Source organism: Mucilaginibacter myungsuensis, from assembly GCF_015222005.1.
Lineage (GTDB): Bacteria > Bacteroidota > Bacteroidia > Sphingobacteriales > Sphingobacteriaceae > Mucilaginibacter > Mucilaginibacter myungsuensis.
This window is the reverse complement of the sequence record NZ_JADFFL010000009.1, coordinates 198,370-212,431: the sequence shown is the minus strand read 5'-3', so window position 1 is coordinate 212,431 and position 14,062 is coordinate 198,370. Positions and strand designations below refer to the sequence as shown.

The following is a 14,062-nucleotide window of genomic DNA, read 5'->3' as shown; positions in this document are numbered from 1 at the left end:
AAAGGATACGAAAGCTATAAAAATCCCGGAATTACCACGCTATGGATAGGTCTTGGTCGTTTTAATGATGCAATGGAGGCCTATTGTCTCCATAAAGATGTGTCCACACGATAGCGCTTGAGCGGGGATGCATTGAACGAACATAACGCAGAACCTTTAATAGGGGTGTCCTTTCTTGACTTTGCGAACGGAGGACACACCCCTGACCCCGCTCAAGCGGGGAAGCGAGACTTTAAAGCCAGGGTCCCGGCACACAATTTCATTTCTACCCCTCCTTGTTCATCCAGGCGATCACGGCTTTGATCTCGCCGTAGCTGTAGTCGTCGCCTAAAACTTCTTTTAAGGGCGACAGTGCTTGGCCGCCATAGCTTTCCACCGCATCTTTTATGGCCGGCATTTTTTCGGGTGCGACCATCTCAGATACATTCATCTCTCCCGTTTGGATAAAATGACAAAGGTGACTTTGTATAGTGGTTGGCGAAAGGTCCCTCAATGCGGCTACTTCTTCAATGGTCTTGCCCGAGCGGTACAAATTAAAACTTTCCTGCTTTGTGCCGTTGAGCGTTGGTACACGGGGTTTCCGTTCGGTCGCCCGCTCACGTTTGGCAGGGCGGGCGTTGATCTTGGATGCTAAACCCTTGGCCTGGCAATATAGCACCACCGTTTTCAGGAACCTGTCTCCGTAGCGGGCCAACTTTACATCGCCAAAGCCGGATATGCGGCGCATTTCGTCCAGGTCTTGCGGTAGATAGGTGGCCAACTCCAACAACGTAGCGTCCGACTGGATAATATACGGCGGAACGTTCTCGTCCCGGGCTATCTCAGCGCGCAGCGCTTTAAGTTTATCAAATAGTTCCATCTCGTGCTGTGGTGTTTCGTGCTGTGCCTCTTCAGTAACCGCCGATAGGGTCAGCTCTACTTTTTGCCAGCCTTTCAGCACGGCTTCGCTTTTTTCGGTCAGCATCAGCACGGGGTACATGCCGTCGGATGTTTTCAGAAAGCCTAATGATATCAGTTCGCGCAGGTAGCGTTGCCAATCGGCTTTGCTGATGTCGGCACCTGCACCGTAGGTTTTTAGCTGTTTATGTTCTTCGAACATCTTGGCGTTATTGGCGCCGCGTAGCAGGTCTATCACATAGCCGGCCCCAAATCGCTCTTTTACGCGGGTTACGGCAGAGAGCGCTTTTTGGGCGATGAGCGTACCATCAAAAGTTTCGCGCTCGGTCAAACACACATCGCAACTGCCGCAGCGGTCGGGGAACGGCTCATTGAAATAATTAAGCAGGTATTGGCGGCGACAGGTGGTCAATTGGCAATAGCGCACCATGTCGTTCAGCTTTTTAAGCATGATGGCCGTCTGCTCGGGGTTATCCTCTACCTGGGCAAAGCGTTGTAGCTTGTTGGCATCCCCGGCAGAGAAGAATAGCAATGCCTCTGACGGTAATCCATCCCTCCCCGCACGGCCGGTCTCCTGATAGTACCCTTCGATGTTCTTCGGCAGATCGTAGTGCACCACCCAGCGCACGTTGGATTTATTGATACCCATACCAAAGGCGATGGTAGCCACTACGATCTTTACCTCGTCGCGCACAAAGGCTTCCTGATTTTTAGCCTTGATCTCATTGCTCAATCCGGCATGGTAAGCCTCAGCGAGAAATCCTTCGGCTTTCAACTGTTCGGCCAAAGTCTCTGTCGATTGCCGCGACAAGCAGTAAATGATCCCCGAATCATCTTTATGCGAATCCAAAAACGTCATCAGCTTGTCGTAACTGTTCTTTTTAGGCGCAACAGTATAGCTGATATTAGCCCGGTTGAACGACGATACAAATTCGGCCGGTTCATGCAAGGCCAGTTTTTCCAGAATATCCTTGCGGGTCAGTTGGTCAGCAGTGGCGGTGAGGGCTATAACGGGTATCTTAGGGAAAGCATCCTTCAGCCCGGCCAGCATTAAATACTCCGGGCGGAAATCGTGGCCCCAATGCGAGATACAATGCGCTTCATCAATAGCGATAAGTGATACTTTGAGCGACTGCAGAAACTCGGTCAAGCGGTTGCCTGTTTTGAATAAACGCTCGGGGGCGAGGTAAAGTAATTTGATCTGCCCGACTTTCAGGCGGTTGACGATATCGGTCTGCTCGCCGTTGCTTTGGGTTGAATTGAGGTACGCGGCCGGGATACCGTTCACGTTCAGCGCGTCTACCTGGTCTTTCATCAAGGCGATCAGGGGCGATATGACGATGGTCAAACCGTCCATCAAGACGGCCGGCAACTGATAGCAGATAGATTTGCCGCCACCGGTCGGCATCAGCACCATAGCATCGCCACCGTCGAGCAACCGGCGAATGATGGCCTCTTGCTGATGGCGGAACTGGTCGTATCCAAAGTATTGCTGAAGGGCCTTAAGAGGTGTCATAGCGGGGCTTAGATGTACAGAAAATTTTCGCTGAAAAATAGCAAATATTTTTAGCATTTATCAAAAATGTTTTGTATCTTTACAGAAACCAAAACCGATCGATCATCACTGCTCCATTTTAGCCTATTTGTTTTAATCCTATCTTAGAGCCATCCTGAAAATTGCTTTTATGAACGCTGACCAAGGTCTCTTCCATCAATTACTTGCGCATATTGCCGCCGAGCCAAACGCGCATGCCCGCGGCATGAAACAAGTTTTTACCAAAAACTCCGATACCGATTCGGCACTTACGCAATTTGCTTACGGCGTAATGAGCAAAGGCGACCGATCGGGCAGGCACAGCCATGCTACTATGGACGAGTATTTCTTTTTCATTAAAGGAAAGGGAATTTATCACATCGCTGATGAACTGATCGACCTGCTGCCGACGACCTTTGTGCGTATACCGGCCGGTACAGAGCACGAGCTGATCAACGACCACAACGAGCCGTTGGAGTTTGTTTATTTTGGCGTTGCCCTATATGCCTGATTATTAATTAAAACCTATTCAAAACATCAATATGACCAAATTATTCGCTATACTGCTTTTTGTTTTCAATTTACAGACGCCTCAAATGCCAGAGGAAAACATGGTCGATGGCAAGTCTATCAAAGTTACCAATGCTTCGGGTGGAAGCTTTGGATTGGGCACACCTGACGACCTGCAAAAAGCTTTTGGAAAAGCCCAAATAGTTACCGTGGCCGACGAGGTTTTGGGTGGTACATCTGACTATTACCGATACAAAGGCCTGCAAGTTTTTTTTCATGATAAAAAATGCGAATTGATAACAGTGAAAAGTCCCTTTTTCCGATTTATGATCGGCGGGCAAACTTTTAAAGTAGGTGATAACATTGCCAAATTAAAAGCGCTTTTTCCTCTGTCGTTCAAAAGCAAGCGCGATAACTTTATCAGGTTAGGCATTAAGGATGCTGACGCTTGGGTTGCATTTACTTATAACGTCAATGGTTTGGTGACAAGCATCGAAGTGGCTAATGATAACAGTTGATATTATGAGTTATAACGAGAAATTTGTAACTATCGATGCGGACATCTTAGGCGGGCAGCCCGTGTTCACAGGAACCCGTGTCCCTGTCGAGTCGTTATTGGACCATCTCCATGCAGGCGTTCCTTTAGATGAGTTTTTAGAAGACTTTCCAACGGTAACAAAAGAGCAAGCTTTAGCGGTTATGGCCCTGATTTTAAATGATGATGAAAATTAACCACAAAGCCCACAAAGAAGGAAGCCTTTGTGTTCATAGCTAATGCAAGTCTTTGTGTCCTTTGTGGTTAGATCGCCGGCATTGCTCAACACAAACCTGTAGCTCGCTCTCCCCGTATAAAAACCTTTCCGGTTTCACTTTCCGCATCCGGATATTTATATTAGCCATCACGTTATGATGAAAAAATTACTTCCCCTGTTACTATTGATCATCTGTTCGGTTGGCGCGATGGCTCAAGCCTTGCAGTCGCCGTCTGACTTTTTAGGCTATAAATTGGGTACGCATTTTACCTTTCACTCGCGCATTGCCGAGTATTTTACGCAGGTTGCGCAAAATTCTAAGAATGTAAAGCTGCTGCAATACGGCACCACTAACGAGGGGCGCCCGTTGCTGGCCGCATTTGTTGGCACGGCCGAAAATATCGAACGTTTGGATGCTATCCGCAAATACAACCTGTCACTGACCGGGCTGGAGAAAAGCGCCGCCATAAGCAACCCGCCGGTAATTGTTTGGTTAAGCTATAACGTGCACGGTAACGAACCTTCATCAAGCGAGGCAGCTATGCAAACTTTGTTTGATCTGGTAGACCCATCCAACACCCGAACTAAAGCATGGTTGGCCAATACGATCATTGCGATCGATCCATGTTTAAACCCCGATGGCCGCGACCGCTACGTGAATTATTTTAACCAGGTAAGCAGTGCCGTGCCGGATCCGAACCCATCGGCCCGTGAGCATACCGAACCATGGCCGGGCGGCCGGGTGAACCACTATTATTTTGACCTTAACCGCGATTGGGCCTGGCAGGTACAAAAAGAATCTCAGGCAAGGGTAGGGTTGTACAACCAATGGCTGCCGCAGATCCACGTCGATTTCCACGAGCAGGGTTACAATAGTCCGTACTACTTTGCCCCGGCGGCCGAGCCTTTCCATAAGGTGATCACCCCGTGGCAGCGCGAGTTCCAGACCACCATCGGTAAGAACAACGCTAAATATTTTGACGAGCAGGGCTGGATGTATTTTACCCGTGAGGAGTTTGATCTGCTTTATCCATCGTACGGCGATACTTACCCACTTTATAATGGCTCTATCGGCATGACGTACGAGCAGGGAGGCATTGGCGGAGGTTTAGCGATACAGACCCGTAGCGGCGATACATTGACGCTGGAAGACCGTATTTCCCACCATCATAGCAATAGTTTAAGTACGGTAGAGACCGCATCTAAACATGCTACTAAAGTATTGGCAGAGTATAAAAAGTTCTTCGACGATAGCCGTACCAACCCTAACGGCGAATACAAGACCTACATCGTAAAGAACGATAACAAAGACAAGGTAGCCGCCCTGGCCAAGCTGCTGGACAGGAACGGCATCCAATACGCGTTCGGGTTAAGCAAGAGCGTCCCGTCAGCCTACAATTACTTTACCACTAAGAGCGAGGCACTGAGTATCACCGGCGATGATATGGTGATCAATACCTATCAGCCACGGTCGGTATTGTTGAATGTGCTATTCGAGCCTAAAACCTTTGTGGCCGACTCTAATACTTACGATATTACGGCTTGGTCGTTACCGTTCGCCTATGGATTGAAGGCCTACGGTGTAAAGGAATCGCTGAAAGGGACAGAATCGAACTATACCCATACCACCGATGCGCCAATGAACGCCACCAAGGCTTACGCTTATGTTGGCGGCTGGCAGTCGGTAGAGGATGTGAAATTTCTGGCGGCGTTGTTAAAGAACAACATCAAAGTGCGCTATGCCGAAAATGAGTTTGAAACGGGCGGCAAGAAATTCGCGGCGGGTTCGCTCATCATCACTAAGGCGGGTAATAACCGTGCCGATTTTGATAAGCTGATCGTAGAGGCAGCCAACCGCTACGGTCGCAGACTGGTGCCGCTGAGTTCGGGATTTGTAGATAAGGGCGCAGATATTGGCTCTAAAGAGGTCCACTTCATCAAAAAACCGCAAGTAATGCTGCTTACCAACGATGGTACATCATCGGGCAGTATGGGTCAGATCTGGCACTTTTTTGAGCAGCAATTGGGTTATCCCGTAACGCTGGTGCGCTACCAGGATATGGGCAGGGTGCGCTTGTCTGATTTTGACGTATTGATCGTTCCTGATGGTGGTTATAACGACCTGCAATCAGATAAGCTGGCCGGCTGGGTGCGCGATGGCGGTAAACTGATCGTGATGGGTGATGCCATTGGATCACTGGATGAAAAGAAAGGTTTTGCAGCCAAACTGAAAGACAAGAAAGAAGAAAAGGACGGCGAGAAAAAGAAAGTGCAGGAAGTACGGATTTATGGCGACCGCAGTCACGAGTCGTTACGGTCATCGGTGCCGGGCGCTATTTATAAGATCAAGATCGATAACACCCACCCGCTGGGCTTTGGTTTCCCCAATTATTATTATACCCTTAAGCTGGACGATACGGTTTATGAATTACTGGGCGATAACGGTTGGAACGTTGGCTCTATCAAAAAAGATGGTTACGTGGCAGGTTTCGTCGGCCAAAAAAGTAAAGAGAAGATCGTTGACGGCATGCTGCTTGGCGTACAGAACATGGGCCGCGGTTCGGTAGTGTACATGGTAGATGATCCGCTGTTCCGCCAGTTTTGGGAGAATGGTAAACTGCTGTTCAGCAACGCGGTGTTCATGGTGGGGAATTAGGGGAAGTTTACAGTTAAGAGTTTGCAGTAGGCCGATGCCATCTATAAGGTTTTTTGTCGGTAGGCAAACAAAAAGGCCATCGGGAAACTACTCCGATGGCCGCCACTACACAAACTATTACTAATTTAAAACTCATTAAAGCGTAATAAAGGTTTAGGTTGAAAGCCCCCAGCCTTTAATAAGTTCGGTTTATATTGGTCCTCAATGGTGGTAAGGAAATCAACCTTCGTACTGTATTTCTTAGGTATTGTAGGTCTATCGTTATCAAATAAAGACCTCGCAATGCCCTCATTTTCTTATAAAGATAAATTAAACGAAAGTAGTGTGGAAAAGTCATCTGCAAAATACCAACATGTTGGTATTTTGATTAATTTAGGGCGGCCTAAACATGCCCTGTAGTGATACAGTGCCGTATTATAGACCATACCTGAATTAATTTAGATGAAAGTTTACAGTGCTGCCGAGCAGGAAGTAGTGTTGCAGTCGCAGCTTTACACCTTGGATAAGTCCTTTGCCAATACCATGGGAATGCTGAAGGCTGTTGCCGACATTTTGCCCGGGGTATTGCTGGTGAACGATATGGGTAAACTGGAAAATACCTATATGAACCAGACCGGCCTTCAGCACTTGCGCCGTACCCAGGAAGAACTTACCGGTATGGGCGCCGAATATTTTAGCGAAGAGATATTCTGCGCCGACGAGATGGCCTGGATAGCCGGCCGTTTTGCCGACATAGCCCAGCGCGATGATAAAAGCGAGGTAGTTGCCTTTTACCAAAAAGTACGCCCGAACAGTACGCACGACTGGAGCCATTTCCAACTTTCGGGCAAATTGATGGAGAACCATCCCGGGCATGTCGTATTAATGAGCGTGGCTACCGACCAGGCTAATTATACCCTTAATCGCATCAACAAGGCGTTGGATACCGAGCCGATAGATATCCCATTGTTCCAGCGTTTCAGTACGCTCACCAAACGCGAGAAACAAGTTTTGGGCCTGATCGCTAAAGGCCATACTAACGTTTATATTTCAGAGGCGCTGTTCCTGGCGCAATATACGGTAGAGACACACCGAAGGAACATCAACAAAAAACTGGCTACAAAAAATATCCGCGAGCTGATCCGTGTGGCGGAGCGGTTCGGGTTGTAGGGCGCTATAATGGCTTTTTTTGTCCCTCCCTGGGGACGGGTGACCGGGATCTGTGTGAAATGGCAGGGAGGGGTTAGCTGCCATGCATAGCGGCTAACCCCTTCCTGCTCCCGCTCATTGTCACCGCACTCTCCCCAAGGAGGGATAAAAAGTTAAAGGCGATGATCACCATCGCCTTTAATGTCAAACTGCAAACTGCCAACTCAATTCCCCCCGCTTGCGCGGTTCTTTTCGTCGTCGGCACCGGTTTGGCGCTGGCGGGCTTTGATCTTGCTGTTGCCAAAGTTGTAGATGAAGGTCAGTCGGCTTACGCGGCTCTCGTTAACCTGGCGGATCTGTAGGTTAACCGACTGATACATACTGTTGATGTTGTTACGACGGGTATTGAATACGTCGCTTACCGAAAATTTGATGGTCGCTTTTTTGTTGGCGAAGGTGTGACTAACGCCAGCATCAGTCGAATACTGCGACAATATATCGTAAATGCCGGTCTTTAAAGGCGAGCGGTATTGCGACATCAGCTCTATCCGGTAACCTTTAATGAAGGTAAGGTTTTGCGATATCTTGGCCTGATAAGCCAGCTGGCCCGAATTAAGGTTGGCGCCTAACAGGTCCTTGCTTTTGTTATTGAGGTAAAAGCTGTTGATGTTGGCATTACCGGTCCACCATTTGGTGATAGTGAAGGGCGAATTAAAGTTAACACTGTAAGAGTCCTGCACGTTCAAGTTCAGATCCGTTTGGAAACTGGCCTTGGTTATAGGGTCTGTGAGGATGATCTGGGTGATCACATCGCTGGTATGGCTGTAGCCTAAAGCCACGTTGATGGTGCTGTTCCAGGTGTAGTTCAACTCAAAAGCATTAGTGTATTGCGGCCTCAGGAAGGCGTTACCCTGCTGATAGGTGTACTGATCCAGATAAAAGATGAACGGGTTAAGGTTGCCATAAGTAGGCCTGTCTATGCGGCGACTATATGATAAACCCAACTGGTCTTTAGGCGACACCTTGTGGTTGATAAACACACTTGGGAAAAAGTTAAGGTAATGACGCGGAACCACCTGACCGGTAGTGATCAGATCACCTACCGATGAAGTGTACTCGGCCCGTAACCCCACCTGAACGGATGTATTGGTATAGGTTTTACCCAGGTTAACGTACCCCGCGTCAATTCTTTCCTGATAAACAAAGTGATTGGTGCGGGTGGTATCGTTCACAAAGTTGCCGGTGTTGTTGCGGATCTGGGCATTCAATTCATTGTCGGTCTTTACGTTACTGAATTTAGCGCCTAACTCCAGTTTCAAACTTTTGCTAAGCGGGTGGGTATAATCAACCTTTGCCGTGCGGATGTCGATATCCGACGGGGTTTGGTTGCGCAAAAGTATCGGTGGTATCTGTTGCTGACCGTTAGCCAAAAAAGTGAGGGTTTGGTAATCTGCATCGGATGTGTTAACGAATTTAGAATAATCCAGGTCAAAGCTCAGTGCGCGGCCTAAAGTATCCAGCTGTATCCTGTCGTTAATATTAGCCGCAAAGTTTTTATTGGTCTGGCGGATATCGGCCAAACTGTTCACGTATGAGTTGAAAACACCCGGCGCACTGCCCAAGCGGTTAACGGTAGGTGTGTTTTGGTTATACCTCCCCCAGTTGCCATTCACAATAAAACCGATGGTGTGGCGACTGGTCAGGTCATAATCCGCCCCAAAGCGATAGCTGTTGTTATGGTTAGATTGGGTCATAGCGGTGGTCTGGTCAAAGTAAGTGCGCTTACCTACGCTATCCACCACACGCACTATGCTCATTAAACGCGCGTTCTTATTATCGTTACGGCTAAAGGTACCAAAGGCGTTCAACCGGCCTTGTTTGTGGTTAAGGGTAAGGCTTTGGTTGTCTTTGCCGTAATTACCGTAACCTGCGCCGACTGTAAGGCTGCCGCTGCTGCCTACCTCACGGTTCTTTTTTAGTTTAATGTTGATGATGCCCGAATTACCCGCAGCGTCATATTTGGCCGATGGATTGGTGATCACCTCTATCGATGCAATGTTGCTGCCATCGGTACTACGTAAATACGTAGCCAACTGCGCGGCCGATAGGTAGGTCAGCTTATCGTTGATCATCACGGTAACGCCCGACTTACCTTGCAGCGTAATGTTATCGTCCTTATCTACCGTTACACCCGGGGCGCGTTCTAAAATTTCCATGGCATTGTTGCCGGCGGCCAATACACTGTTCTCTACGTTCATTACAGTGCGGTCCAGCTTGCGCTCGATCAGCGGACGGCTTGATTGTACATTAACTGTCTTTAACGCTTTAGCTGACGATGCCATAGTGATAGCAGGAATTGTAACCGCTTGCGCCGACGCGTTGATGCTGAATGGTTTGCTCAATCCTTTGTCGAAACCAACAACTGTAGCTTTGATGATGTAAGTGCCGTTAGCAACACGGTCTAATTTGTAGTTACCGTTAATATCAGCCAATGCGCCTTTCACTACAGATGAATCTTTGGCACGTAACAGACTAATGGTAGCAAACTCTACCGGTTTGCCTGCGGTGGTAACTGTTGTTCCGCTAATCTTGCCTGTTGGCGCCGGGGCTTGGGCAAATGCCAAAGCCGGGCTGAGCAGCAGGATGCTTATATAGGTGATGTATTTGTTTATCAATTTCATGTGGTGATGTCGTTAGTAAAAATTTGGCAATAATTTTCCCTTTAGAGGTCGCCCTCTTTTTTAAATTATCTCGATAAAATTTTTTGTGACCGGTATAAATACCGTAACCGGACTATTTGGTATTAAGATGCAATAAGAGGTGCTTTGGTTACAGCAGATCTTAAAAATATTTACCCCAAAGGTGAAAATGGCTTATCCAAAAGCAGGCGTATTGCTTTGTATAAGCCATTTTCAGAGAGATCTTAATTGCAGGGTCAATTGGTGTTCACGGTCTTGCCTGCGTAAACAACGCCATCCTTAATGATCGTTTTTGTGGCTGAGAAATTCTTAGCATTGTCAAAAGGGCTTTTGTCCCAGATAAGCAGGTCGGCTTTTTTGCCTTTTGCTACCGAACCATATCTATCGTCCAACCCCAAAGCTGTTGCACCGTTAATGGTGGCTATCTGTAGGATTCGGGCCGTGCTGAATCCATGGTCAGCTAATAGCAATTGCTCAGAGATAAAAGCCTGCCCGCCATTGGGCCAATCGGTACCCATCCTTAATGTTAAGCCTTTGTCGGATGCTTGCTTTACATAGGTCATGAATATTTTGATATTCTCTTTGCAACGGGCCAATTGAGCCAAGTTTAACGAGGTGTCGGGCTTGTTGATCAGATAAGCGGCGCCGAACGGCTCGGCCATTAAATGTATCGATGTAGATAGCGTCGCCTTGTTTTTTAATAAGCGGTCTATCAAAACGTTCATTGCTTCGGGCCTTCTGTCGTGTATAAAACGGAACATCTCTAAGCGTTCTAACTGGCCGTTCTTTTCGGCACCTGGCTTGTAAAACTTTTTCATTTCCGCGCGGAAGGCAGCTTCGTCGTTGGCGGCATCCCAAACACTGTTCACCAGGGTCAGCGCATGCTCATAGTTTCGTACGCCTATTTTAAGGGCGGTATCGATCTGCATAACGTTCTGATCCACGTGCGCATATACTTTCATGTGTAAGCTGTCGGCTGTTTTAAATGCGGCTTCAAATTCCGGTCGTTTAAGTTTCCAGTATAGTTTGATATGCTTTAGCCCCAGCATATAGTACTCTAATACCTTTTGCTTAGCCTCAGCTGGTGAGTTGACCATGCTGTGGTTGATGTAGGGCGTGCGGGTTTGGTTGGATACCATCGCTCCGCCTACGGTATAAAGGTCGAGTTGATCTGCTGCGGGTGCGTTTTGCCAGCCATAGATATTAGGTAGCCATTTTTCAGAATGCCCCATGATCATGCCTGTGGTGATGCCATACGGTAAATAGGTATCTGTTATCCGTTGCCGGTAAAGATCTAAGGAGTCTTTAGGCAGATACTCTAACAGTGGGCCATAGCTTCTAAAAACATCGGTAGGGTGGATGTGCGTATCGATATATCCCGGGCTTACCAGTTTGCCGGCAGCATCGATGGTTTTTGTGACGATGTATTTAACGGCACTGCCGGTTACCTCGGTAATAATGCCGCTTTTAATAAGGATGGTCCGGCCTTTTAATACCTTCCCCGTTCTGCTATCAAACACATTTGCGTTCTTGATCATCAGATCAAACTTTTGGCTTTGGGCAAAAGAGGTGAGGTTGGCAAAGAATGCCAGCGCAAAAAACAGGGTTTTCATAAAGCTTATTTTATATGTAGGAGTATCGGGATGTATCTGTATCAGAGATGGGAAAGCGGCTTTGAAGGGGACAAAACCGGGACAGGCAAAAAATGATGCCCCTGCCATCGTACGGCGGCAAGGGCATCTATATAATAGAGGGAATTATTTTTTTACAACAATAGTATCGATCTGCACGCTGTCTAGTTTTGGTTTAGAGATAACCAGTGTATCAACTTTACATTGCAGGCCGTCGGCGGTCATAATGAACGTAGCCGGGCGGTCGTTGTCAACCTTGTTGTCCTCGTTGCAGCGCCAGATGTCGGCATTTTGAAGTATACGATCTACTCCCGGATCAATGATAACCTTAGCATTTACGGGTATTTTAAGTGTTAACCTCAGCTCTTGGCCGCGATATGGTTTACCAGGAGCTGCGCGTTTCATATACCTGTCAAAGGTAAGTACGCCATCTTTTTGGCTAAATTGATAAGTGATATCACGGGCGTTAGATAATGCGTCGGCATAATCTCGACCACGTGCCATAAATGATTCGACCAACACTGGTTGCAAAACGTCAGAACGTTCGATCTCTAACCTAACATTGCGGAGTCCACTGTCCTGACGATCAAAGTTGTCATTGTTGTCATCATCAAGAATGATCTTGCCCGCAAATCCCGTCTTGATATTGAGCGCGGAACTATCCTCGGCCGATAAATGGCGAACGGTGTTCAGCTTAATGTAGTAAGTATTGCTTGGTGTAGTGGTAACATTAACTGTTTGAGTGAACTTACTGCTTGCCTTCAGATCTGATAACACTTTCACGCTATAATAGGTTACTCCTAACACCGATGCGAAAAAGCAAACAAGCATAGTATATCCTGCGGTTCGGTTAAGTACAGACCGATTAAGCAACAAATTCACACCTAACAGTAATATTGCGATCAGTGGTATTATAAGTGATATAAATGCGCTGAACATAAATGACACACTGTACTCGCGATTAACAAAGTTAAATGGCACCATATTGTGCAGGTCATCCGTCCCGTAAACAAAGTAGGAGAATATCATCACAATTAAAGCTATTGTAAATCCAATAGACATTAAAATAAGGGCAGCGCCTACCAGCTTAACGATCACTTTACCCGCTACCTTTAAAAATGCCCCTAAGTGGTCAAAAAAATCACCTGCAAAATCACGGGTCTTATAAACAAAGGGACGGCTATCGTGGTGCATGCCTTTAACGGTACCGCCTACGTTACGCATCTCATCCTCAAAGTTGCGTTTAAATCCTTGCAGGTCAAGTTTCTCGCCTTTCATGGCCATGCGGTCGGCGCGGGTAACGGCTTTAGGGATCACTATCCATAATATGATATACAAGAACAGGCCTGTGCCCATTAGCCAAAACACTAAAAAGAAAGCCAGGCGTATCCAAACGGCTTGTATATCAAAATAGTTGGCAATGCCCGAGCATACGCCGGCAATCAGGTGGTCATCCGGGTCGCGGAACAGGCGGCGGCTGGCTGGAATGTTAGCGAAAGGGTCTTTAATAGCATTGGTGTCGGCACCTTCTTCAGCCGATGCAAAGTCCTCTACCGTACCCATTTGGGCTATCACAGCCTTCACGTCCTGTTCAATGATCACTTGCTTGCTTTCGCGGGCCAGTATTTCGTTAAACATTTCGGCAATTCGGTTCTCAATATCGGTAGTGATCTCGAGGCTGTCGGCCGAGTCCATAAAATGACGCTTAACGTCTGTCATGTAACTCTTTAGCACTTCGTAAGCATCCTCCTCGATATGGAAAACGATGCCGTTAATATTTATGATGATGGTCTTATTCATGATGGTGTTGATAACTTTTAAGCGTTAGGGGTGTTGCGTTGATCTATTGACGATTGTACGGCGAAGGCCAGTTCTTGCCAGGTTATGTCCAGTTGGGCAAGCACATTGCGGCCCTCGTCAGACAGAACGTAGTATTTGCGGGGCGGCCCCGAAACCGATTCGACCCAGTTGTAACTGAGCAGGCCGTTGTTCTTTAAACGGGTGAGTAGCGGGTATAAAGTGCCCTCAACTACAAGCAGTTGGGCTTTTTTTAGCTCAGCAATAATGTCTGATGCATATATCTCGCCCCTTGCTATTATGGAAAGGATGCAATACTCCAGTATGCCTTTCCTCATTTGGGTTTGTGTGTTCTCTACGATCATATGGCAAAGATATATGTTTAAAAATGTATTATGCAATACATAGTACTAAAAATATTTTATTTTCTGATTTTGTTTAAAAAAATCTGTCATTTT

10 protein-coding genes are annotated in these 14,062 nt (G+C 47.2%); 5 read left to right on the top strand and 5 right to left on the bottom strand.

The features are described 5' to 3' along the window. Positions 1–265: 265 nt before the first annotated feature. Positions 266–2,413 carry a DNA helicase RecQ gene (recQ, locus tag IRJ16_RS19840; protein WP_194113384.1) on the bottom strand — a complete coding sequence of 716 codons (2,148 nt, stop codon included), beginning with the start codon at positions 2,411–2,413 and terminating at the stop codon, positions 266–268. A 169-nt stretch (positions 2,414–2,582) separates the two neighbouring features. Here recQ and IRJ16_RS19835 point away from each other — a divergent pair, with 169 nt between their 5' ends. The 5 genes from IRJ16_RS19835 (at position 2,583) to IRJ16_RS19815 (ending at position 7,498) form a co-directional block, all read left to right on the top strand. Beyond that, positions 2,583–2,942 carry a cupin domain-containing protein gene (locus IRJ16_RS19835; protein ID WP_194113383.1) on the top strand — a complete coding sequence of 120 codons (360 nt, stop codon included), beginning with the start codon at positions 2,583–2,585 and terminating at the stop codon, positions 2,940–2,942. A 31-nt stretch (positions 2,943–2,973) separates the two neighbouring features. After that, positions 2,974–3,459, top strand: coding sequence for a hypothetical protein (locus IRJ16_RS19830; RefSeq protein WP_194113382.1), 486 nt, complete (start codon positions 2,974–2,976; stop codon positions 3,457–3,459). Between the two features lie 4 nt (positions 3,460–3,463). After that, positions 3,464–3,673 (top strand): DUF433 domain-containing protein, encoded by a 210-nt coding sequence (locus IRJ16_RS19825; RefSeq protein ID WP_194113381.1) that lies wholly within the window; start codon positions 3,464–3,466, stop codon positions 3,671–3,673. Positions 3,674–3,847: 174 nt separating this feature from the next. Next, positions 3,848–6,349: a M14 family metallopeptidase gene (locus IRJ16_RS19820; protein WP_194113380.1), complete on the top strand. Its 2,502-nt coding sequence runs from the start codon at positions 3,848–3,850 to the stop codon at positions 6,347–6,349. Positions 6,350–6,790: 441 nt separating this feature from the next. Further along, positions 6,791–7,498 carry a response regulator transcription factor gene (locus IRJ16_RS19815; RefSeq protein WP_194113379.1) on the top strand — a complete coding sequence of 236 codons (708 nt, stop codon included), beginning with the start codon at positions 6,791–6,793 and terminating at the stop codon, positions 7,496–7,498. A 203-nt stretch (positions 7,499–7,701) separates the two neighbouring features. Here IRJ16_RS19815 and IRJ16_RS19810 read toward each other — a convergent pair whose 3' ends face one another. From IRJ16_RS19810 to IRJ16_RS19795, 4 genes are all read right to left on the bottom strand, one after another. Further along, the gene (locus IRJ16_RS19810) at positions 7,702–10,158 is read right to left on the bottom strand and encodes an outer membrane beta-barrel family protein (RefSeq protein WP_194113378.1); all 2,457 of its coding nucleotides are present in this window, start codon (positions 10,156–10,158) and stop codon (positions 7,702–7,704) included. 254 nt (positions 10,159–10,412) lie between these two features. After that, a complete protein-coding gene (locus IRJ16_RS19805) occupies positions 10,413–11,789 on the bottom strand; it encodes an amidohydrolase family protein (RefSeq protein WP_194113377.1) in 1,377 nt (458 codons plus the stop codon). Between the two features lie 144 nt (positions 11,790–11,933). Then, positions 11,934–13,607 (bottom strand): PspC domain-containing protein, encoded by a 1,674-nt coding sequence (locus IRJ16_RS19800; RefSeq protein ID WP_194113376.1) that lies wholly within the window; start codon positions 13,605–13,607, stop codon positions 11,934–11,936. Between the two features lie 17 nt (positions 13,608–13,624). Then, on the bottom strand, positions 13,625–13,969 hold the full coding sequence (locus tag IRJ16_RS19795) for a PadR family transcriptional regulator (RefSeq protein WP_194113375.1): 345 nt from the start codon (positions 13,967–13,969) through the stop codon (positions 13,625–13,627). Between the last annotated feature and the right edge of the window lie 93 nt (positions 13,970–14,062).